The organism is Nocardia sp. CA-129566, from assembly GCF_050956075.1.
In the GTDB taxonomy this organism is placed as follows: Bacteria; Actinomycetota; Actinomycetes; order Mycobacteriales; family Mycobacteriaceae; genus Nocardia.
The window spans coordinates 2,951,344-2,974,286 of sequence record NZ_CP192085.1 but is presented as its reverse complement, the minus strand read 5'-3'; the positions used below and the strand labels follow the sequence as shown (position 1 = coordinate 2,974,286).

Below are 22,943 nucleotides of genomic sequence, written 5' to 3'. Positions count from 1 at the left end.
CACGAAGCGGATTCGATTGGCCCATACGTGCGTTTTCACCAGGCGCGTGCCGATCCGCCGCCCGGCGATAAGCCGAAGCGGCGGATCTTTTGTGCTGCGGCAGGGCTGCGGCGAGTTCAGCCCGAAACGCTCTCCGCCGCAGCGGATTCCCGCTGCTCACCATGCTGCGCACCTGTAGGGCGGCCACCGACAGGGCGGCCAGATCATGGGTGCCTGGGGCAAAGACTTCCCGGGCGCACCATCGTCCCCGCGAATACCGGGATCCGCTGCGGAGTCCGGATCCCGGTATTCGCGGGGACGACGGGGAGCGATGCCGGGATCCAGCACTGGGACGGATCCCGGCATCCGAGCCGAGGTTCAGCTCGAAACGGCGGCCGTTGCAGCGGATTCCCCGCTGCTGACCATGCTGCGCACCTGTCGCGCGGCCACCGACAGGGTGGCCAGGTCGTGCGTGCCCGCGGCGAAGATCTCGCCGAGCGACGCATCGGCGCGCGCCAGGCGCGAACGGTTGACCGACTCCCAGTCGGCGATCTTCGCCGCAGCATCCTCGTGCGGTTCGGATCCGGTCAGCACGTCCAAGGTCAGCGAGCGCAGCGAATCGTAGAGATCGTCGCGCAGCGCGAGCCGGGCCAGCGTGCGCCACCTGTCGTCGCGCGCGAGATTGCTCACCGCGGTCAGCAGCCGCTCGATGTGGAAGTGTTCGTCGAGCGCGTAGTAGAGCACCGCGACCTCCTCCGCATCCCGGTCGGCGATATCGGCCACGTCGATGATGTCCAACAGCGGGAACAGGTGGATGAGGCGGAACACGTGCTCGGCCAATTCCGCTGGCGCACCCTGCGCGACGGCGGCACGCGCATGTGTCGCCAGATCCTCGGCATGAGCCGCGGGCAGCCGAGCGGGCAGCATCTGCCCCGCCAGCTTGCGTACACCATCGCGGTAGCGGGCGATATCGGCGCCGATGGCAATCGGCTGCGGACGGCTGGTCAGCAGCCAGCGGGATACCCGATCGAGGGTGCGCCTGGTCTCACGCTCGAGTGCGTCGCGCGCGGCCGTCGGCATCGGAGTTGTCCGGATGCGCTGCCAGAGCGTGTGCAGATCGAACACCTCGGTGGCGACGGTAAAGGCGCGCACCGCGTCTTCGGTGCTCGCGCCCGCCTCCTCGGCCAGCCGGAACGCGTAGGTGATGCCGCCGTGGTCCACCACATCGTTGACCACCATGGTGGCCACAATCTGGCGGCGCAGCGGATGCCTGCCGATCGCGTCGGCGAACCGATCCCGCAGCGGCTTCGGGAAGTACGACCGAAGCACCGACTCGAAGGCCGCGTTATCCGGCAGTTCCCCGGCCAGCAAATCGTCCTTGAGCGAAAGCTTCACGTGCGCGAGCAGATTCGCCAGTTCCGGCGAGGTGAGCCCGCGCCCTTCCGCCGTCCGCTTTTTCAGCTCGGCATCCGAGGGCAGTGCCTCGAGCCGCCGGTCCACGCCGCGGCGGAATTCGAGGTCGGCGATCAGCCTGCGATGCACGCCGGACAGGGGCACCGATTGGGCGCGCGAGAGGCCCATCCGGAAGTTCTGCGAAATATTGTCGCGCAGTACGAGTTCGGCGACCTCGTCGGTCATCGCGGCCAGCAGTTCGGTGCGATCGGCCGCGGCAAGCTCGCCGCTGGAGATGACCGCATCGAGCAGCACCTTGATATTGACCTCGTGGTCGGAGCAGTCGACGCCCGCCGAATTGTCGAGCGCGTCGGTATTCATCCGGCCACCGTTCGCGCAGTATTCGATGCGGCCGAGTGCGGTGGCGCCGAGGTTGCCGCCCTCGCCGATCACCTTGGCACGCAACTGGTTCGCATCGACACGTACGGCATCGTTGGACTTGTCACCGGCATCGGCATTCGTCTCGGTGGAGGCCTTGATATAGGTGCCGATGCCGCCGTTCCAGAACAGATCCACCGGGGCGAGCAGGATCGCGCGGATCATCTCCGGCGGTGACAGGGTGGTCACACTCGGATCCAGATCCAGCGCCGCGCGCACCTGTGGACTGACCGGCACCGCCTTGGCGGACCGATCGTAGACGCCACCGCCCTTGCTGATCAGTGCCTTGTCGTAGTCGGCCCAGGAGGAGCGCGGCAGCGCGAACATCCGCTGCCGCTCCCGGAACGAAATCGCCGCATCGGGATTCGGGTCGAGGAAGATGTGCCGGTGATCGAAGGCGGCCACCAGCCGAATGTGCTCCGAGAGCAGCATGCCGTTGCCGAAGACATCGCCACTCATATCGCCGACCCCGGCGACGGTGAAATCCGTTGTCTGCGTGTCGATATCCATTTCGGCGAAATGCCGTTTGACACTCTCCCACGCGCCCTTGGCGGTGATGCCCATCGCCTTGTGGTCGTAACCCACCGAACCACCCGAGGCGAAGGCGTCGCCCAGCCAGAAACCGTACTGTCCGGCAACATCATTGGCGATATCAGAGAAGGTGGCGGTGCCTTTGTCGGCGGCGACGACCAGGTAGGTGTCGTCGCTGTCGCGACGCACCACACGCTCTGGTGGCAGCACCGCGCCCGAGGAGTGGTCGACGTTATCGGTCACATCGAGCAGACCGGAGATGAAGGTGCGGTAGCAGGCGATGCCCTCGTTCAGTTGCGCCTGCCGATCCGCGGTCGGATCACCGGTCGCCGCCGGCTGTCGCTTCACCACGAACCCGCCCTTCGCGCCGACCGGGACGATCACCGCGTTCTTCACCGCCTGCGCCTTCACCAGGCCGAGGATTTCGGTCCGGAAGTCCTCCAGCCGGTCCGACCAGCGCAGCCCGCCACGCGCCACCGGGCCGAACCGCAGATGTACGCCCTCGATCCGAGGCGAGTACACGAAGATCTCGAATTGCGGCCGTGGCCTGGGCAATTCGGCGACTGCGTGCGGATCGAACTTGAAGGACAGGTATTCCGGTGCGTTCCCGTCGGCATCGCGGCGGTAGTAATTTGTGCGCAGGGTCGCGGTGATCAATCCGAGTACAGCGCGCAGAATGCGGTCGGTATCGAGGCTGACGACCGCATCGATCTCCGACTGCAGCCGCTCGGCGATACCGGCAGCCCGAGCCGAGGCAACGGCTCCGACGCCATCGGGATCGAAGTAGGCGTCGAACAGTTCAGTGAACAGCCGCGCCATTGCGGGCTGGGCCAACAGTACCCGGGAGATATTGCCGAGCGTGTAGGCGAATCCGGCCTGTTGCAGATACTTCGCGTAGGCACGCAACATCGAGATCTGCCGCCAGTGCAGGCCGGCGCGCAGCACGAGTTCGTTCAGGCTGTCGACCTCCGCCCGGCCGAACCACATGGCCGCGACGGCCTCTGGGAAGCGTCGGCGCACACTGCCCTCTGCGAGCGGCTGGTCGGCGGCTTGGGCCAGATCGGATTCGAGGTCGGTGTCGATCGCGGTGCGCAGCAGCACGACGGGGACGCGCAGACCGAAGTCGTATATCCACTTCTGCTGCCCATCCTCGAGCGCGACGCGATAAGGCCGTTCATCGACTACTTCGACGCCGAGACTGTGTAGCACCGGCAGCACCCGGCTCAGCGAGACCCCCTCCCCCGCGACATAGAGCGTGAATCGCCATTCCCCCGAGGGTGATTCGGCGTTCCGATACAGATTCGTATCGATGGCGCCGTCGGCGAGTTGCTCCAAGCGCTGCAGATCCGCCAGTGCGCGCTCCGGTTCGAACTCCTGCTGATAACTCGCCGGGAAGGCGGTCGCATAGGCCTTCGCAGCCTTCGACGACACTGCGGTCACCCCGGTGGCCTCGGCGACCACGCGGTCGGCCCAGGTCCGGGTGGTCGCGAACAGCAACTCCTGGATGCGCTCGCGGTTGGATTCGGAGACATCGGCCGGATCTGCGTCGGGAGCGCGATGTACGGTGAAATAGACGACGGCCAACTCGGATTCGCTCGCGCGTGCCGAATACGCCACCTGTTCCGCGTCGAACTGCGCCCGCAGAATGGCCTCCATGCGCAGCCGAACCTCGGCCGAATAGCGGTCGCGCGGCAGGTAGACCAGGCAGTACACGGCGCCGCTGCGGCCGTCGCGCCGGATGAACAGTCGAACCTGCCGGCGCAGTCCCAAATTCGTTACCGCGGAGACGGTTTCGAACAGTCGGCGGGCATCGGTGGAGAACAGCTCGACCCGGGGGAAGGACTGCAAGATCTCCAGCATCGCCTGACCGGAGAACGAATTCAGTTCGAACCCGGCCCATTCGATGACCTGGTGCACGCGGCGGGAGATGACCGGAATGTCGAGGATGTTCTCGTGCAGGCCGGTCACCGTGAAGGAACCGACGAACACGTGCTCACCTTGCACCGGGCCCAATCCTTTGTTGCCCGCACCGCCGCTGCCGTAGTCGGCCACGCTGACGAAGTAGAGCTCACCCGACCCGGGCATCAGCGAATCGACCGAACCATTGGCCAGACGCAGCACCGGTCGCGCACCGCCGAGCACTGGGACGTCGATATCGATATTCGATCCGTTCCACAGCACGCCGAGACCGGTGCCCGGCGCCTGCTGCGGCTCGGCCCCGGTGGCCGACGAACCGTACCGGTAGTACCCGTAGCCGAGCACTGTGAAATGGCCATCGGCCAACCAGCGCAACAACTTCGCGCACTCGAGAATTTCCGGATCATCGGACCGGGGCGCGATGTGGTCGAGCCGACCGGCCAAGGCGACCATCGCGTTCGCCATGCTCGACGTATCGTCGACGACCTTGCGCAGCACCCGCAGCAGCGCCGGCAGTTCGCGGTTGATCCGGTCCAACTGCGCGGCGCTGACCGAGGGGCTCAACTGCACGTGGATCCAGGACTCGGGCAGAGTGTGGCTGTCGGGCACCTGCCCGCCCTCGCGCTCCCGCGGGGCCATCGCGCGCAGCCGACCGCGGCGGTCGCGGACGATATCGAACACCGGATGGACGACCTCGGTCACGGTGGCGCCGAGCCGACGCAGTGCGGTGGTCACCGTATCGACCAGCAGCGGCATGTCGTCATTGACGATCTGGATCGCCGGGCCGAGCCCACTGGCGTCGTCGGGGCGATACACCCGGGTTATCGCCGCCCCCGGCATGCGGGTGGCCGCCAACTCCAGGTGGTGGCGGAAGATCTGTTCGGCCCGATCGGTGATCGTCGGCGCGGTGGCGCCCGGCTGGATCCACCGGAAGTAGGCCGCCTCGAGATCGGTCGGATCATCGCGGAACCGCTTGAAAGAAATCGTCTGCTGGGTGGGTGCCGCCATCGACCCGTGCCTTCCCGAGATTTTGAGACCGTTGTGTACGGTTCCCATACGTTACCTGTTTAATGTGCCGTTGTATAGCGGTACGTTAAGTGTGTGATAACTGTGGCCCGGCCAATCGGTCCAGGTCAAGCGTCATAGATCGAATCGGGCCCGACGGTTCACCGCGCGAGACCCGATCGCGATAGGAAGGTCTGCGCACCGGTACGGCCGGTGAACGACCCCGTTTCGATGCGCACGCCGGACGCGGTATTCGCATACCACACCGTTGCCGACGGTCCGATCGCCACGAAGACCGGTCCATCAGCGAGCACCGTGCCGCCCGCCGCGCGCCAGCGGGCGATGTTGGCGGGCAAGCGATCCGGCGAATCCACCGTCACCGATATGGACAGTTCTCGACCGCCGGTGATACCGCCCGCGAGTAGCGGATTACCAGCCAGAATGACACATTGCTCGGCCGCGGTGGAGATTTGCTGACAGGCCGCGGCCGCGCGCACCGTTTCCGGCAGGGCCGCGGCGGCACCGACCGAGGCACCGAGATCGGGCAGCGAAGGAACCAGCGGCTCTGAACACGAGTGCACGATCGCGAAGACGAAGCCGAGCACGGTCGCCACGATCCCGCCGATGGCGGCGCGCCATTGCCAGTGCTGCGGATACCGCTGGACGAACTTTTCCACACCGGTCGCGATGGGCTTTTCGACACCGGCCGCGACGGATTCGGCGCCCGCGATGACGCTCTCGGCCCCGGCGACGGCCTTTTCGGTGTCGCCGACGACACCCTCCCCCGCCCTCGCGGCCGCCCCGGCCGCGGCCGCGAGGCGGTGCAGCGGCGCGCCGCAATGGCCGCACCGGGATTCCGTGCCCGCGTTCGGGTGCGAGCAGTACTGGCAGACCCGTTCGACGAAGGTCAATGTCCCGTAATCACAATCGATGAGATGGCGACGGTATTGATCGTCTGATCGCCCTTCGATTGCAGGACCGTGAGAGTTATTTTCGAGGCACTCACCGGCGGCTCCATCTTCGTGACCACCAGGGTGCGCTGATCCAGCGTCTGCTGGGTGTAGGTGGTCTTGTTCGAATCGTCGAACTGATACGAAACCCGGCTGACCGTACGGTATTTCGCCCACTGGTCCGCACCGTCGGTACCGACGCTGTCCCAGCCGGGGACGATGCCGATCGAATCGACCTGATAGGTCTTGCCGAGATCGATGGTCAGGACTTGTCCGTCAACCTTGAAGGCGCGCACACACGACCATGCCTTGCCCTGCTGTCCGGCAAAGGCGTCCATCCCCGGCGTACTGCCCGACGGGCAGTGCGACTGTGCGCCTTTCACCGTCAGGGGTCCGCCGCTGGCCGGGACCGCGGTCGTCTCGGGCTTCGCCGATGCGCTCGCGGTCGCGGTGACGACGGCGAGCGGCTGCGGTCGTTTCGTCTCGTCCTTGCCGCCGGTGGTCATCAGTGCGAGCACCAGCAGTACCGCCAGAACAGCGCAGACCGCCAAGGCCACCTTCGGGTTCTTCAGGTGCGTGACGACCTTGGTCACCCGCTCAGAGAACTCCGGCTGGCGTGTGGACGATGCACGCGTCCCGGCACCTCCGGACGCGGACTCGGCCGGCGCCGTCCGACTGGCGGCCTCGGAGAAATCCGATGAAAAGTCCAGCGCCGGTGCGGAATCCGATGTCTGGCCGTTCAGCAGTGCGATGATCCGCTCACTGGCCTTCGGCCCGTCGGCAGAACGGCGGGCGGCGACCACCTCCGCCGGCAGGCCGTCGAACGCAGTCGACAGATCATCCAGGGCCTCGGTCGATGCACCGGTCAACGGACCACTGAGTGTCGATGCGTCGGTCCCCGCACCGGCTTCGCCGAACGACGGATCGGACAGCAGTGCGTCCAAGACCGCGGTTCGATTGCGGAGAATCACATCCCCAGAGTCCTCGGCGGGCATAATCCGGATCGTATCCAGGCCGGACGTCGCGCTCGAGGAAGGCTATTCCCGCTGGAGGGAACAGCCGGTCGTCAGCGCTGCTTCTCCTCGGTGACGAAATACTCTGGGGGAACATCGAATACCCGCGCCAGTGCGATGATCAGATCGAGCCGCGGAATCGCGTCACCGTGGATCAGCCGATAGAGGCCGGATTGGGAAACCGGGACATCCGGATATGCCAGTTCCAAATGCTGCGCCAACGAGTACAGCGTCAATCCGCGGGTCGACCCGTCCTCGGTCGAAACCACCGACTCCGCGATCAATTCCGATAGTCGACTGGAGAAGATCGAGGCCGCGGCTTGCCTCGGGGTCAGCGCATCCTCGCCATCCTGGGTGGGAATCTGGCCACTATCCGACTGGGGGTCCGCTACCACACCGACAAACATTACCGTCTCGATTCGTCCGTCATCGCCTCACCCGGTTGCGGAACCGTTGCCGGCTGCTCGGGCCGATTTCCGTTGCCGTTGCGTGCCGGTGGGCCGATCGAGTCGTCGTAGTACCTGGTCTCGCCGCGCGGCTCGATCAGATCGACTCGGACCGTCCGCATCGGAATGCTGACATCGACCGCGGTGGCACTGACCTGATTGATCGCCAGATCCACCGACCGGCGCCGCGGGGTGCCCGGCTCGCTGATGGTGACCGTCGTCTGCGCCGCGGAAACCTTCGGTGGCACTTGGTCGAAGACCGCGATGGTCGCGGGCGACGCGGCCGAATCCGCGTCCTCCCGGCTGTCGGTGGCCAGTCGCAACGAATTGGGATCACCGACCGCTGATACCAGTTGCGACCACCGGTCCGGGCGAGCCGAATGGACCTCGACATCGGCGCCGACGACCATCGCCCGCAGCACGATCTGTTGTGCCACCGGCAGATTCGCGTGCACGTCGATGGTGCGCCTGCGCGGGTTGTAGCGCGCCGGATCGAACAGCGGCAGCGCCAGGGTATGTCGCGGCTGTCCGCTGATCGCGCCGAGGATCTGACCGTTGGGGCCGATGGTGACAGGGAGATCGAGCAGATCGTCGGGCGTGATGTCGATGCCGGGTTCATCGACCGCTAGGTCGTACACCGATGTGCCGGTCGGCAGGGTCGCCAGCAGTGCCGTCGATTGTCGGCCGCCGAGCGGACGCAGGAATCCGGGCCGTTCGCTGGTCGGCGCGGGCCCCACACAGCGGACAAGGCCGCGCGACCCGAGCGCGCCGCCGGCCAGACTCACCACCACGGTGGTCCGGCCCCGGTTCCACGACCAGCAGTCATCGAGTCCGGTGTCGTCGAGCTGGGTCCAGTCGATCAGGAAGCTGGCCACCAGTCGGCCCGGCGCCGAGGATTCCAGATGGCCCCACTTCTCCCTCAGGTCGGACAGTTCGACACCGGCATGGAGCAGCCGGGTAGCGTCGCGCAGTGCATCCGCCGGCAGCGCGTGGGCGGCGATACCGCGTTCGCGCAGTCGGCCGGCGATGCGGTGTGCCGCGGAAGCCAGCGCCTTGGGCGCCGCCACCTCGACTGGCCCGCGCCGGGCCAGCGCGGACAGATTGCGTTCCTGGTCCAGACGCACGACCAGCCAGGTCACCCGGCTGCCGACCACCGGATGGGAACCGATGAGCTGGTCGTAGAGCATGCTGTAGCTGCTCGCCGGACGGACGCGCTGGCCGGTGGTCACGATATCGATATCGACGGTGATACCGAATTGGTCGCGCAGCGGAAGCAGAGCGCCGACCGGCACCACATCTTCGGTATAGAGGCTCTTCTCGGAAATGACTGTCGGCAGATCCAGATTCGGCGCCAGCTGGATCATCGCGACCAGCATCGAGCCCGCCTCGTGCACACCGCACACCCCGGCGGCCACCTCGATATCGCGCAGCGGCAGCCGCTCGGCGCGCTCGCGCGCCCTGGCCTCGCGGCCGAACCGATACGCGCCCCAATCCAGCAGCCAGCGCGCCGTGGTGCGGCCGTTGACCCGCACAACCACCGTCACCAGCAATGCGGTCACCACCGCGGGGCCGACCCACAGCGGGACCCGCGCCCACAGACCGACCAGCACGAAGCTGCTGGCGATCACCACCGTGGCGACCGGTCCGCGTTCGAGTCCACCGACTCGAATGCTCGGAAAGCTCACCGACGTCTCCCGATCACCTTGTTCGCATAACTCGCGCCGAGACCGAATACGACGGCCACCGCGATGATGATCGTAGCCACGACCGCGGGGCGACGGTCCCGCGCGCGCGGCGGATCCGGCATGACCAGAGTCGATGATCGGAACAGCCCGGCCGGCGGCCGCGGCGGGGTGCGGAAGCCGAGCGCGGCCAGCGGGTCGATGACACCCGCGCCGACGGCGTTGTCGATACCGCGGGCCGGAGCATGGGCACTGGCCTGCAGCCGCGCGCTGATCTCGCCCGGGGTCTCGTTCGGAAAGCGCGAACGCAGCAGCGCCGCGGCACCGCTGACATAGGCCGCAGCGAACGACGCGCCGCCGACCGGCACCAACTTGTCGGGCGAGCCGACGCCATTGATCAGCCCGCCGCCGCCGGGCCCGAGCGATTCGATACCGGTACCCGGCGCGGCCACCGAAACCCACGGCCCGGACAGTGAATCCGCCATCGGCGCACCCGTGGCGGTGGTGAAGCCGACGGTCAGCACGTCGGGAGCGAACCAGCCGGGGGCGGAGATCGTCTTGACCTGTTTCCAGTTGCGGGAATCGAGCGGTCGACCCGGATCGATCGCGGGATTCTGTTCACCACAGCCCGAGCTGCCGGTGTTCCCGGCGCCCGCGACGATGAGCGCACCACGAATATGCACCGCGTATCCGATGGCTGCCGAGAGGATCGACTGATCGACGCGCGAGTCCGCGGGCACGCACACCGGCAATGCCACGGTGATGACCCCGGCCCCGAGATTGGCCGCGTGGGTGATGGCGCGGGCCAGCGTGCGGATCTCGAGCGAAAGCTGCTGCGTCGCATCGTTATTGTTCGGGTGCTCCAGACTGAACGCACCCGAGCGGACCCGAATGGAGATGAGCTGGGCGTCGGGGGCTACGCCGATGAAACCGTCGCTCGTACTCGGCGACGCCGCGATGATTCCAGCGATCAGCGTGCCATGGGCGTCACAGTCCGATAGGCCGTCACCACCGGTCGCGACATAGTCGCCGCCGCCGACCAGGTTGGGCAGCCGCGCACCGGGAGACACTCCGGTATCGATCACCGCGACGGTGACACCCCCGCCCCGGCTCAACGCCCGCGCGCGCGGCAGCTCGAGCGCCCGCTCCGGTGGCGGTGCCTGGGACAGATCACTGTCCGGCAGCACACCCGCGGCCAGGCAGCCCTTGTCCTGTTTGGTCGGAGCTTCCGGTCCGGGCGGACCATCCGCTGGCGGCATCCCGACCACCACCTGCGGCGGTTCGATCGCACCAGCCGGCCCGGCGCCACAGGCCAGCGCAACCGCGGCCAGCCCCACGGCCGCGGCCCTGCCGATCCGCATCAGATCGCTCGCATCGCCGTGTAGATGCCCATGATCCAGAACGCGATCACGGGAACGATCAGGATCAGCGCGTATTCGACGAGGTCGATGACCCGGCGGGTGACCGGCGAGAGCCGCCGTCCCGGCAACCGGATCGACGCGACGCAGCCTGCGACACCGGCCAGCGCGACCACCAGCGCGACCACCAGCCGCGCGAATGCCGTGTCATAGGCCCCGACCAGCACGAATCCGACGCCGACGACCGTGACAGCGGCAGCCGTGAGCAGAGCGATGGCCTGCACCAGATCCGGATACCAGCGCGCCCGCATGGCCAGCAGACCTGCGATGGCCGCGGCCATGACGATCTCCCGGATACCGCCCGGGCTGACCGCGGCCGACAGCACGGCCGACACCGACAGCAGCACCGAGACCGCCGCGATCAATCCGCGCAGACTCGTCACCGCCAGCCGCGCGCGGCCCTCGATACCGTGGCCGAGCTGTTCGCGGCGCAGTTCGGCATCATCCTGCTCCGGCTCCGCGTCCCTGGCGGCCTCGGCGTCGAAGATGTCGGTCAGGCTCGTCGGGGCCACATCGGTGCCGGGGTCCGGCAGATCGGGCGGGCGGATCCGGGCCGCCACCACGGCCAATCGCGGGGCCGAGGTGAGCAACACCAGTCCGATGAATACGGCGCCACCGGTAACCTGACGCACCGAAATATCGAGATAGGTCACCGGCAGCACCGTGGCAGTAACAACGACGCCGAGCACTGTCACGGCCATCAAGGTGGCGATGCCGAGTCGGGTCAAGCGCAGCATGGTCGCCGCGGCAATGGCGGCCACCACCGCACCCGCGGCCACATTCGCCGCGGCGAAGGCACCCGGCTCGCCATAGGCCGGTGGCACCAGCATCGCGCCACCTGCGAACAGCAGTGGAAGCGCGGCCAGGGAGAGCCCGAGGCAGATCCGCGGTGCGGTCCGACGCCGACCGGAGACCAGCGCGGCCCCCCAGCAGATCGCGCCGAGCAGCAGGGCGGGCAGCCCGCACCACAGGATCGAACCGCTCTCGGTCCACGACCACGACAGCAGGCCCGCCATGGTGGCCGAGCCGACGCCGAGCGCACTCAGGCCGACGATCGCCGCGGTCTCGGCGTTGAATTCGCCGAATTCGCGCTCATTGATCATGGCGAGCGCATCGGTGATGTCCTCGACGACCGGTGTGAACACCTCCGCCGATTCGACCGGCGACAGCATGAGCACGGTGCCGTCGACGACATCGTGATCGGCGAGGCTGCGCCAGCGCGGCATCGGCGCTTCGCCGGGACGGCCCAGGCTCCATTGCCCGCTCGGCGGCGTGAAGTCGACGGCGTCGTCACCGATGGCGCGAGCCAGCACACCGAGCAGGTCATCGATGAAGGTCTCGATGGTGAACTTGGTCGGCACCACCACGTCCACCTGGTAGGAGGCGACCATGACCGCGATCCGGGCGCGCGCGACCTCTGCGGAAGGCTGCGGTGCCGACGGCGAGGGCGCCGCTGGCGGCGGCGCAATGGCAGTGCTCATCGCCACTCTCCGCGGTCCTGGGAAGGACGCTGGGCTTGGTAGCCGTCGAAGCCGTCGGCCAGGTCCGCGGCCAGTTCCTCGAAGGCGAGCAGGGTTTCGGGATCGAGCAATCGCAGATCGATCGGCCCACCCTCGGCCAGGTGCGCGTCGTAGGGAACCACGGCCGTCGGTCGCTGCGCCGTCGCGAACAGCTTCTCGATCTGGTCGACCTCGACGGTCGGCTTGGTTGGATGGTGGTGCATGATCGCGACGATCGATTTGGCGATCAAATGCTGCATGCCGTGCGAGTTCAGCCAGTTGAGGGTGGCGACGGCACCCTTGACACCGCCGACCGTGGCCGGGGTGGTCACCACGACCGCATCGCTGGTCTGCAGTACGGTGCTCGTCGCCGAATCCAGCACACCCGTTCCGCAATCCACCAGCACCAAGTTGTAGTGCCTGCGCAAGATATCGACCGCCACCGAGTACTCCCGGCCCGAAAGCGCCTCGGTGGCTTCGGTATTCCACGGCGACGCGATGACCGCGAGATCGGCGTCATTGATCGAGGTGAACGAATGCACTGCGGAAAATGCCTCGAGATTCGACGAGCGCACCAGATCACGCAGGGTCAAGCCGTACGGATGCGGGCTCGTGCGGGTGGGCAGATCGCCGAAGTCCGGATTCGCGTCGACGGCCACCACCCGGTCGGGGCGCAGATGCGCGAAGGTCGAACCGAGTGTCGCCGCGAGAGTCGTCCGGCCGACACCGCCCTTCACACTGATCACCGCGATCTGATACGGGGCGGTGAGCGGTCGGCGAATCCGGCCGCGCCGGTCTTGTTTACGTTGTTCGGCCGGTGACAGCCCCAGATTGAAACCGACCTTGTTCAGTGCGCCACGCACTCCGGAGGTGGACTTGAGTTGGGCACGCCGGGCGGCCGCGATATCGGAGAGCAGATCCGCCGATGTCAGTGCGGGCAGCACCTCCACCCGCTCGGACGGATCGTGGGACGCCTGTTGGATTCGGTCGGGTAACCACGACGCGGGTTGCTCCGCGGCTCTAGGAGGTTCGGCGCTCGCGGCGGATTGCCATGATGCGCTGGCGGTTTGGGCCGAGGTCTGAGTGGATTGCCATGCCGCACCGGCTGTTTCGGCCGTCGCAGCCTGGGTCGGATACGGTTGGGCCGATGGCGGCGGGGTCGCGGCGCGCGGCGGTTCGACACTGGCCTGCGGCGCGCCGCTGGGCGGTGCACTCTGCATCGGCGGTGGGACGACGACGGGCGCGTCGACAGTACTCGCCTGCGGCGGTTGCGCACCGGATACGGAAGCACCAGCACCTTCCGGCGCGGCGGTTTGGCTCGGCGGCTGCGGTGGGGCTCCGATCACGGGCTCACCACCATCGAAATGCGGCACGGCCGGAACCGTACCGCCCGGAACACGATCCGCCCCAACGGAATGTCCGGTTGTGGCCGATGCACCGGCCGCGCCCGAGCCCGCGGGAGCCGATCCGTCCGTGGCCGGGGGACCGCTCTGTTCGGGAACGGGTGAGAAGAAGGCATCGTATCCGCCGCGAGCCCGGACGGACTCGGGCGAATGACCGTTCATACTCGGCGCTCGGTTCACTTCGCTCATCCTCTCGAAAACACTGGCGGCAGAATTCAGTCGGCGCGGCTGGTTTCGAACCAGCCGCGGCTGGGTAATAGATCGACCAGTGCCGCTATGCCCGCATGCAATGCCGCGTCGTCGCCGGGTGCGTACGTCGACCACAGCTGCCCGTCCATCGCAACGCTCGGAGTCACGATGATCCGCCCCGAAGGGGTGTCCAACACGCTCACACAGAACTCGGGCTGCGCCTCGCGGCCGTCGTGGTGCTCGATCACCACCACTTCGGCCCGCCGTACCACCTCGTCCATCACCCGGCTCAGCACTCCGGCGGTGTGTGGCTCGGCACCGAGTTCCACCAGGGCGCGCCGCCGTTCGTCCTGGTCGTCGGGCACTTCACCGAATTGTTCGGCGGGCGCAGTCATCGCCTCGAACCGCACAGCGGGCAGCGGGCCGAGCGCGGCGGCGATCGCCGCGGTCAGCGGGCCGAGCTGGCGATCCGGTTGGAATACCGACTGGATGACGACATGGTCGTCGGAACGCACGGCGAGCACATGCGTCTCGCCCGCGCGCACCAGCGACAACCGCAGCATTGCCTGCGGTTCGTCATCCGAGCCAGCATCCAGGATCCGGGCAACCAATTCCACATCCGGCCGGTACAGACACCGCAGCCACTGCTCGACGACCGGATTCACCACGCCATCCTCGAGCATGCCCGCCTCGGTGAGCTGTGCTCCGACGACGGCGTCTACCCGATCCCGGTCCTCGGGCCGATAGATATTCGGCAGCAGCGCCAATACCGGCGGATAAGAGTCGATGCCGACCAACCGCTGAAGCAGCAGGGCGGCATCGACATTCAGGTCGATTGCAATTGGATCGTCTTCCACACCTTCACCGAATGTCGAGTTGTCGGAAACAGCCCGGCCGCACCGCGAATGGCTCGACAGTGCAGACGGGGATCGTGCGATCGTTACGACCTGCCGAGGGCCGCGAACCTGTTTCCCGCTTGGATATCGGTGTGCTGGATCTGCGTGGTGGCGGCGTGCACGGCGGTGTTCAACTTCTTGACCTGGTCGTCGTAGGCACCCAGGTCGGTCTCGAAGCTGTTCATCGTTGCGTGGTAATTGTCGCCCATGGCGCCAATCAGTACAGCTTTCAATCCGTTATGGAGCGCACGCAGTCGGTCGGTGTTGTCCATCATCGCGCCGACAAGTGCTGAGACGTTGTCGGTAGCGGCCTGGGCGGCACCGTGATTGAGGTGAATCGGCTTGGTCATGGGATTAATCCTTTCTAATTCAGATTCTGCGGTTCGAACCGTCAGATTCCATTCAGGTTGAGCTTGTTGGCCGCACTATGCGCAGCACCGTCACCGACCCACGAGCTTCCGTCGACGGAGTTAGCAAGCTTTTGGGCTTCTTCCAGGTCGGCCTGATCGAAATTGACACCGTTCGTTTTCATCACAGTGATGATGTCCTGGAGGTCCTTGGCAAGCTTCTTTCCCTTCTGGTATGCCTCGCCCATCGTGTGGTAGACCGCGTCACCGGTATTTCCCTTGACCGCGACGTACAACTCGTCCTGGGCGGACGACATCCTCGAGAGATGCGTTTCGAGTTCGACCATGCCGTTGAATGTGTTGTCCGCGGTTGTCCGGACCACGGTGGGATCGACGTCCGTAATGGCCATTGTTGTTCCTCTCCATCAACTGGATATTCGACCGCGGTGTGCTTCACCGGGGACGTTCTGCCGAGGCGAGTACGGCTTCGTCTTCGACTCGCTCGATGACGCCGACTGCCAGGACCGGTTCGAGCACAGGCTCGTCGCGGCCATTACCGTCCGCGTACTCGATAACGCCGACGACCGGAGCTTTCTCGAGTACCGGCACTTCCTGTGGTTCGCCCGGTACGAATACCTTCGACGGCTTTTTCTCGTCGTCGCGGCGACGCCGCATCCGAGACTTGGGCGCGACCGCACCACGCGGGGGGCCCTGCCGGGGCCCCATAGAACCGAGGCCCGGCTGCTGCGGCACGGCACCGAATGCCCTGGCGGCACCCAGATTCCAGTTGGCCGGCATCCGGAATCCGGTCGAAGCGCCCGGCATCGATCCCAGGCCGCCGCGAGCCATGTTGAGCGCGACGAGGCTGCCGACCCCGCCGTTCAATCCCGCGAGCGTCGTCGAATATTGCGAAGTCCCGGTGAGCCCCTGCTGGTCCGATGATCCGAAGTCGTATCCGTTCGCTCCCGAATCACCGCCTACCGCACTGGGATCCATCTGGGGCGTCAATTGTTCGGGATCAGAAGTCCCGGCCGGATTCGTCGGGTCCGTGGGCTGTGTGGGATCGGTCGGCCCATTGTCGCCACCGCCGTTCGAACCATTGTCGCCACCGCCGTTCGACTGGTTACCACCGCCGTTCGACTGGTTACCGCCGCCGGTGTCCGACGATGTGGACGGCGTCGACGTTTGAGTCGGGTTGGTGCCGGTATGGTCGGTCGACCCGGTGTATGTCGGATCGTCGTAGGTTGTGTAATCCATCTGCATGCCCGGATCTCCGCCGGTCACGATGGGGGGCGCTTCGATCGGTGGCGGCAGCGCCGCCAGCACCGGTATCAATGCCGCGGCGTAACCGACCATCACAGCGGTAGCTTCCGCCTTGATCTCCAAATACTCCGTCTCATGCGCCGCGAGTAGCGGACCAGTCGGCGCGCCCATGGCCGTCGTAGCGACCAGCGCGGCTTCCGTCACGCGGAATTCGACGAGGTGTGCGGCGACCACCTCCATAGCGCTCTGAGCCCCGGAATAGATGGTGGCCACCAGGTCCGCCACTTGGCCGGTTTGCTCGGCCACCACGGCCTGCGCACGCAACCACCCCGCGTGGTTGCGGAACGCCGCCTGCGCTTGCTCGGCCGAGAGTCCATGCCACGTTCCGCTCAGCTCGGTCATCGAGCCCTCGGTGGCCGCGGCGGCAGCATTCAATTCCGCCGCCATCGCCCAATACGCAGACGCTGTAACCTGCGTCCACGTGACCCCAGGGCCGCCGAGCAGCCGCCCGATTATCTCCTCGGGCGTCTGCGCGATGAAAAAAGGCAGGAGCATATCATCATGCTTTCGCTCGGGCTGCCCTCGATTACCCGCCGACTATCACAGCATGACTGAGGACCTGGGCACCGCCAAACGAATCCGTGACCGCGAAGGAGCCGCTCACTTCGGGTAGCGCTTCCGCGCCATTGACTCCGTGCGCGACTCCGTGTGCGGTGCACGGCAATACCCGCGCGGCCTGGTTGCCGAATGCTTCGGGAATGCATGCGCTCACATCATCGAACCCGGGCGGCAGCGGGATCGAGACCGACGCGACCGAGCCGAGCATCTGCATGAGGTCGGCTGCACTGATACCGAGCCGTGAGGCGATAACCGGGAGATGCTCCGGAACAATATCGAGGTTCATGGAAGTCTCCTAACGAGAGGTGTCGACTCTTCGCGAGTCGATACATCAAGAACGCTAAGGCATTCCCAATCTTGGGAATGCCGTTAGAAACGGGCTTGACCAGGGATCATTCCGGCTGCGGTGTCCACGCGGCCTGCACGAGATCCTTACGGGAGTGCAGCGGCTCGACGAAGATCCCGCGGCCGACGGGCTGCTTAGAAGGCTTGACATCGCCGATGAGCATGCCGTCCAACTTTGAACCATCCATGATCAGTCCGGAGCTGTTCAGATTCTTGACCTGTCCGAGCACGTTGTCGTACAGCGCCATATCGGCCTGGGCGATATTGCGCGCCGCGATGAGATGGAAACCGGTATCACGGCCGTCCACGATGAGGTCACGCAGCGCGTCCAACGGATTGATCGAACCGCGTGGCGCAACCATGTGGTAGTCGTCGACGACCACGAAGATCTCCGGTCCGCTCCACCACGACCGTTCCCGCAACTGCTGCGGTGTCACCGCATCAGGTGGGCGGCGTTCGCGCATCTTGGCGGCGAAGGGAGGCAGCCCGTCCTTCAAATCGCGCTCGCTGGTCAGATACCCGACCAGCTGATCATCCGGAATCGACTCCATGTGCTGGCGGCGGTAGTCCACCAGCAGTACCCGTGCCTGGTCCTTGGTGAATTGCGTCCGGATCGACTCCAGCAGCGCTGCAATCACCGTCGATTTACCACAGCCCGACGAGCCCAGCACGACCATATGCGTCGAGACGCCGAAATCGATGGCGGCCGGTCGCAGATCGGATTCCCGCACACCGAACGGCACAACCAGCCGCTGTGCCAGGGTGGTCGGCTCCGGCCGATTCGCGCGGATCTCGGCCAGGGTGATCCGATCCGGCAGCAGTTTCACCTCCGGTGCCCGGCGGCCCTGGTACAGGCGGGTGAGTTCGTCGATCGCGCCCGCCACACCGGCGGCCGCCGACTCGGCATCGCCGACACCGTCGATGCGCGGCAGCGCGGTGAGCATATGCAGCCCATCGTTGGAAAGGCAGCGACCGGGACGATCCGCCGGAATCGCCGAGACCACCCCGCGATGTTGGGAGAAGACGGTGTCGGTGAGGTCACCGAGACGCATCTCGACTCGCGTCTGCAGCAGATCCTTGATGTTCGGCCGGATGGCGGCCCAGCGCGAACTGCTGATCACCAGGTGCACGCCGTAGTTCAGACCCTGTAGCGCGATCGATTCCATAACCGGCACATATTCGTCGTAGTAGGGCCCATTGACGGAAAAGCCGATATCCCATCCGTCGATGACGAAGAACACGTCGCCGTGCGCATCGCCATGGGCGGTGAGCTCCGCCGATTCGCGCGGCACCCCACGCCGACGCCGGAATTCGCGCATGGAGTCGATACCGAGTTCGGAGAACAGAGCCTGCCGGCTCGCGACAAGATTGGTGATCAGTGCGAAGGTGCGCCGGATCCGGTCGCCGTCGCGCGCCGAGGCGACAGATCCCACATGCGGCACATTACGCAGTGGGGTAAGGCCACCGGAGAAGTCGAGGCAGTAGAACTGCACTTGTTCCGGAGTGTGGGTCAACGCGGCCGAGATCACCAAGGTCTGCAGTGCGGTCGACTTGCCCGACTGCGGGCCACCGACGACGGCCATGTGACCGCCAGCGCCGGATAGATCGACCGACCACATGTCCTGACGCTGTTGACGCGGCTTGTCCACGATCGCCAGCGCCATCTGCAGTGCACCGGGAGTGACCGAGCGGACCAACCGCTCCAGGGTGGGCGGCACGCCGAGCGGCGGCAGCCACATCTTGTGCGCCGCACGGCCGTGGCCGGCCAATTGCTGCAGCACCGTCTCCATCAGCGTGACGGGCTCGCCCTCAGGGTCCACCTCGGGCGCGACCGGCTCGGGTGCGACAACTGGCTCCGACCGGACATTGATGATCTGGGTAGCGGTGAACTGCTGCGGCGACCGGTATCCGCCGCCGATCCGGCGCGCGCGCTGGGCGCTGGCCGCACTCGCCTGAGCGGGCGCGGCGTAGCTGGAACCCACGTACGCAGCCTGGAACCGCTGCAGATCACCCGAACCGACCCGCAGATATCCCGCGCCCGGTTTCTTCGGCAGGTGGTAAGCATCGGCCGTGCCGATGGCATCGCGGGAATCTGCGGTCTGGTTGGTACGCAACGCGATTCGGTAGGACAGATGCGCCTCGAGCTCACCCATCCGGTTGGCGGGCACCTTCTGCGAGGCGAGCAGCAAGTGGATGCGCAGCGAACGGCCGAGTCGACCGATGGCCACGAACAGCTTGGAGAAATTCGGATGCTGTTCGAGGAGTTCGGCGAATTCGTCCAGGATGATGAGCAGCGTCGGCAGCGGCGGTAGTTGTGCGCCCTGTTCGCGGGCCCGCTCGTAATCGGCGACGCTGGCGAAGTTGCCCGCATCGCGCAGAATCCGCTGCCGCCTGGCCATTTCGCCATTGATCACGTCCTCCATGCGGGTGACGAGATCGGCTTCCTCTTCCATATTGGTGACCACGGCGGTGACGTGGTGCAGTCGGTCGAAGCCGAGGAAGGTCGCGCCACCCTTGAAGTCGACGAGCAGCAGGTTCAGCACATCCGGCGAATGCGTCGCGACCGCCGAAAGCACCAGTGTGCGAAGGAATTCCGATTTTCCGGAACCGGTGGCCCCGATGCACATGCCGTGCGGGCCCATGCCCTCCTCTGCCGATTCCTTGATGTCGAGGAAGACGAGTTGGCTGGTCGGGTCGTGGCCGAACGGAATGTTGAGCCTGGCGCGGTCGCTGTCGCGGCGATTCGGCCAGTGCAGATCGACCGAGATATTGCCCGGATCGGAAACGCCGACCATTTCCTCCCAGGAGGTACCGCTGCTGGCCTGTTCGGCGGCCACCGCCTCCACCACGGTCGACAGACGGTGCGGAGAGAGGTTGCGCGCCAACGCGGTTGCCGCGGGCACCGACATGGCATCGGACGTGCCGACCCGGCGCGGCCCACGCGCGGTGACCTCGTGCAGGTCCCGGTCCTCGCTCACGGTGAATTTCAGCGCCCGCGGCAGCGTCTGCTCGGCCGCGCCGAGCCGCAGCCAGGTGCAGCCGTCGACACCGGAGATATCGCGCTCGTTGGCGGCCCCGCCCACATCCACGATCAGGATGTAGTGGGTCCGGTCGAGGGTGGGCTGCGAGTTGGCGGAGAACGGGCCGCGATTCAGACCGGCGAGCACCTTCGTGCGCAATTCCGCTACGGATCGGTACACCATCCGGCTCGATCCGATCGCATCGGTCTCACTGGGATGCTGCGTGTGCGGCAACCACTTCAGCCAGGACCACTCCGGTCCATCCGGATCCGACAGCACCGCGGCGATGGCCACCTGGTCGGGTCCGTGCAGAACCGCGATCTCGGCGATCATCGCGCGCACGAGTGCCGCCACCGCGTCCGCGTCACCGTCCAATCCGACCTGTGGCGCGGACAGCAGATTGATCGCGACCGGCATACCGCCGACGGTCGAATAGGCCTTGGCGAACCGGGTGACCTCGACAACGCCGACCGGATCCAGATCCGCGGTGGGCGCCGCCTCCGGCACGATCACGCGCACCTGGTTGGCGATCCGGCCCCGGCCCACCCGCACCCGCAGGAACTGCGGACTCGCGACCTGCACCTCCCACATCCGGGTGCCACCGACCAGCCGGGAGATCTCCGCCGGGCCGGGATGGGTGTAGCGCAGGAAGGCGAAGAGCTCCGATTCCGCCGCATGGACGGTCTTGCGGTTATCGGCGATCGAGCGCAGATAGTCCTTGCGCTCCTCATTGAGCGAAGCCGCATTGCTGCCGCCACCGCCCGCCATCGATCCGCCCATCATGCCGAACATCGACACCAGCATCATGACCGGGAACATCATCATCATCGGTGACATCTGCCCGCCGTTGCGGAACATCATCACCATCATTCCGCCCATACCCGCGACCATCACCACGGGCATGATCATTTTGATTCTGGACGGCGGCACCGGTTTGGGCAGTTCGGTCGGCGGCTGTAACCGCAATTCGGTTACTGCGGGCGCCTTGGGACCGCGGACGGCGCGCGCCGGGCGCACGAATCGACGCGTGGTCGTCATGACGTACCGCCAGTTTTCAGGCCGGTGGCCGATTTATCGGTGGGAATCCCGTCGTGCTGGACGCGGGCATCCTTCTGCGACAGCACCGGACCGACTGCGAACAACGAGACAATGCTCCACGGCGCGGGCACCGGGCTACGCAGTCCCAGTGCGGCCAAGGTCTGGCTACCGGTGTCGCCGATACCCGCATCGATGCCGTAGCGCACCCCGCTGTCGGAGATCCAGTACAGCGATTCGCGCAGGGGTGAGGTGGGATCGGCTCCGGTGACCTGCACGAAACGGCCGCTGCTGCCGGGCAGATAGGCCGAATCCGCGGTGGCGCCACCCGAACTCGGCGCGGTCACCAGGTCGACGACGCGAACCTGATCTCCGGTCGTCAACGGCAGCTGCCGACCGACCAGCAGTTCGGTGCGGGCATTCGGATCACCGTTGTCGCGTGACCAGTGGTAGCAACTCACCCCGAAACGAGTGGGGTCGACGATCTTGACCGGGCGAGCCGGGTAGTCGGCCGTCCCGGGCCAGGCCCCAGGCCGCATATTGGCCGTGATGAGATCCGGCCCGACCGCCGTGGTCGCGGGCATACCGTAGGAGTCAGCATTGCGGACGATCGCCGCCAATACCGCGCTGACCTGGACCAAGCCCGATTGGGACACCAGATAGTACGAGGCGCCGCGATCCGGCGTCGACATGCTCAACACCGAACCGACGGTGACCGTCAGTCCGGAGCTCAAGGTGGTCGAACCGCCCGCGCCCGGCACATCCGGCACCCGCACGGGCGGCACTTCCGGTGTCGCATCGATGAGTCCGCTGGACGCATTGGGCACCGGCGCGGTCGGGTCGATGCCCAGCGCCAACGTCACCGCGGAATCGGCGAGGCTGATCGCCGCGCGGACCACGCCCTTCTCGCCGTCGTTGTACAGCAACCAGGTATCCCTACCGTTGCGCACCAATCGGGCCTCGTCGGCGCCGAGCGGACGGATGGTGTCGCCGTCGACGGTGAGCAACCCGCCGATCGCGGTGGTTCGAACCGCGGAAGATGCCGTGGTGGGCAGCCCGGTCGACTGATTCACCGGTGCGGCCGAACCGATGAAAGTGGTATCGCAGATCGCCCACGACGAATCCCGAGTGCCGCTGTCGACGATGGTGCCCGGCGCCCCGGGTATGCCGACCCACGGTCCGCGCGGATACTTCGCCAGCACGTCGCGGGAGACCGGCACCGGGTTCTCGGCGGTACCGAGGATCAACCGCGCCGAAGTCAGATTCAGCGCCGGATACAACCGGTTGTTGAGGCGCACGAACAGTGCGCCACTGTCCTTCTCCGAGACGATATTCGAGTTGCCTACCTGTTTGGCGGGCTTGAAGAATGCCAGCACGGCCGCGCCCGCGATCATCAGACAGGCCAGTGCGATGCCGATCGACAGTGCGGTGGATCGCCCACGCTGCGGGTCATCCACCATCGAGGCATCGCGCCGCACCAGGGCGTGTTCGATACGACGCAGGAGAAATCGCCAGCCGGATATCTGGTGTTTGGTCACCACCCGGAAACGCGCCACC

Annotated in this window: 15 protein-coding genes; all 15 read right to left on the bottom strand. The window is 66.3% G+C overall.

The window, feature by feature from the left end; all coding sequences use genetic code 11:
* Positions 1–357: 357 nt before the first annotated feature.
* A complete protein-coding gene (locus tag ACQP0C_RS12975; RefSeq protein WP_433733167.1) occupies positions 358–5,265 on the bottom strand; it encodes an NAD-glutamate dehydrogenase in 4,908 nt (1,635 codons plus the stop codon).
* Between the two features lie 158 nt (positions 5,266–5,423).
* Complete coding sequence (locus ACQP0C_RS12970; RefSeq protein WP_433733166.1) at positions 5,424–6,173, bottom strand: hypothetical protein; 750 nt, start codon at positions 6,171–6,173, stop codon at positions 5,424–5,426.
* Positions 6,170–7,207, bottom strand: coding sequence for a discoidin domain-containing protein (locus ACQP0C_RS12965; protein WP_433733165.1), 1,038 nt, complete (start codon positions 7,205–7,207; stop codon positions 6,170–6,172). The genes ACQP0C_RS12970 and ACQP0C_RS12965 overlap by 4 nt, the downstream gene beginning before the upstream one ends.
* 71 nt (positions 7,208–7,278) lie before the next feature.
* Positions 7,279–7,620, bottom strand: coding sequence for a helix-turn-helix domain-containing protein (locus ACQP0C_RS12960; protein ID WP_364357195.1), 342 nt, complete (start codon positions 7,618–7,620; stop codon positions 7,279–7,281).
* A gap of 11 nt (positions 7,621–7,631) precedes the next feature.
* Positions 7,632–9,356, bottom strand: coding sequence for a type VII secretion protein EccE (gene eccE / locus ACQP0C_RS12955; RefSeq protein WP_433733164.1), 1,725 nt, complete (start codon positions 9,354–9,356; stop codon positions 7,632–7,634).
* Entirely contained in the window at positions 9,353–10,714 is a 1,362-nt protein-coding gene (gene mycP / locus ACQP0C_RS12950) for a type VII secretion-associated serine protease mycosin (protein ID WP_433733163.1), read from the bottom strand. Before mycP ends, eccE begins: the two co-directional genes overlap by 4 nt.
* Positions 10,714–12,252, bottom strand: coding sequence for a type VII secretion integral membrane protein EccD (eccD, locus tag ACQP0C_RS12945; RefSeq protein ID WP_433733162.1), 1,539 nt, complete (start codon positions 12,250–12,252; stop codon positions 10,714–10,716). The genes mycP and eccD overlap by 1 nt, the downstream gene beginning before the upstream one ends.
* On the bottom strand, positions 12,249–13,643 hold the full coding sequence (locus ACQP0C_RS12940; protein WP_433733161.1) for an AAA family ATPase: 1,395 nt from the start codon (positions 13,641–13,643) through the stop codon (positions 12,249–12,251). Before ACQP0C_RS12940 ends, eccD begins: the two co-directional genes overlap by 4 nt.
* Positions 13,644–13,888: 245 nt before the next feature.
* Entirely contained in the window at positions 13,889–14,719 is an 831-nt protein-coding gene (locus ACQP0C_RS12935; protein WP_433733160.1) for an ESX secretion-associated protein EspG, read from the bottom strand.
* A gap of 83 nt (positions 14,720–14,802) precedes the next feature.
* A complete protein-coding gene (locus ACQP0C_RS12930) occupies positions 14,803–15,108 on the bottom strand; it encodes a hypothetical protein (protein WP_433733159.1) in 306 nt (101 codons plus the stop codon).
* Between the two features lie 41 nt (positions 15,109–15,149).
* Entirely contained in the window at positions 15,150–15,515 is a 366-nt protein-coding gene (locus tag ACQP0C_RS12925; RefSeq protein WP_433733158.1) for a WXG100 family type VII secretion target, read from the bottom strand.
* A gap of 43 nt (positions 15,516–15,558) precedes the next feature.
* Complete coding sequence (locus ACQP0C_RS12920) at positions 15,559–16,923, bottom strand: PPE domain-containing protein (protein WP_433733157.1); 1,365 nt, start codon at positions 16,921–16,923, stop codon at positions 15,559–15,561.
* Between the two features lie 31 nt (positions 16,924–16,954).
* Positions 16,955–17,272, bottom strand: coding sequence for a PE domain-containing protein (locus tag ACQP0C_RS12915; RefSeq protein WP_433733156.1), 318 nt, complete (start codon positions 17,270–17,272; stop codon positions 16,955–16,957).
* A 106-nt stretch (positions 17,273–17,378) separates the two neighbouring features.
* Positions 17,379–21,389 carry a type VII secretion protein EccCa gene (gene eccCa / locus ACQP0C_RS12910; protein WP_433733155.1) on the bottom strand — a complete coding sequence of 1,337 codons (4,011 nt, stop codon included), beginning with the start codon at positions 21,387–21,389 and terminating at the stop codon, positions 17,379–17,381.
* Positions 21,386–22,942, bottom strand: coding sequence for a type VII secretion protein EccB (gene eccB / locus ACQP0C_RS12905; RefSeq protein WP_433733154.1), 1,557 nt, complete (start codon positions 22,940–22,942; stop codon positions 21,386–21,388). Before eccB ends, eccCa begins: the two co-directional genes overlap by 4 nt.
* Position 22,943: the final 1 nt, after the last annotated feature.

Bases quoted from the DNA above. Each gene is read 5' to 3' on its own strand.
- ACQP0C_RS12975 (WP_433733167.1), bottom strand. From the start codon at position 5,265: ATGGCGGCACCCACCCAGCAGACGATTTCTTTCAAGCGGTTCCGCGAT.
- ACQP0C_RS12965 (WP_433733165.1), bottom strand. From the start codon at position 7,207: ATGCCCGCCGAGGACTCTGGGGATGTGATTCTCCGCAATCGAACCGCG.
- mycP (WP_433733163.1), bottom strand. From the start codon at position 10,714: ATGCGGATCGGCAGGGCCGCGGCCGTGGGGCTGGCCGCGGTTGCGCTG.
- eccD (WP_433733162.1), bottom strand. From the start codon at position 12,252: ATGAGCACTGCCATTGCGCCGCCGCCAGCGGCGCCCTCGCCGTCGGCA.
- ACQP0C_RS12930 (WP_433733159.1), bottom strand. From the start codon at position 15,108: ATGACCAAGCCGATTCACCTCAATCACGGTGCCGCCCAGGCCGCTACC.
- ACQP0C_RS12925 (WP_433733158.1), bottom strand. From the start codon at position 15,515: ATGGCCATTACGGACGTCGATCCCACCGTGGTCCGGACAACCGCGGAC.
- ACQP0C_RS12920 (WP_433733157.1), bottom strand. From the start codon at position 16,923: ATGCTCCTGCCTTTTTTCATCGCGCAGACGCCCGAGGAGATAATCGGG.
- ACQP0C_RS12915 (WP_433733156.1), bottom strand. From the start codon at position 17,272: ATGAACCTCGATATTGTTCCGGAGCATCTCCCGGTTATCGCCTCACGG.
- eccCa (WP_433733155.1), bottom strand. From the start codon at position 21,389: ATGACGACCACGCGTCGATTCGTGCGCCCGGCGCGCGCCGTCCGCGGT.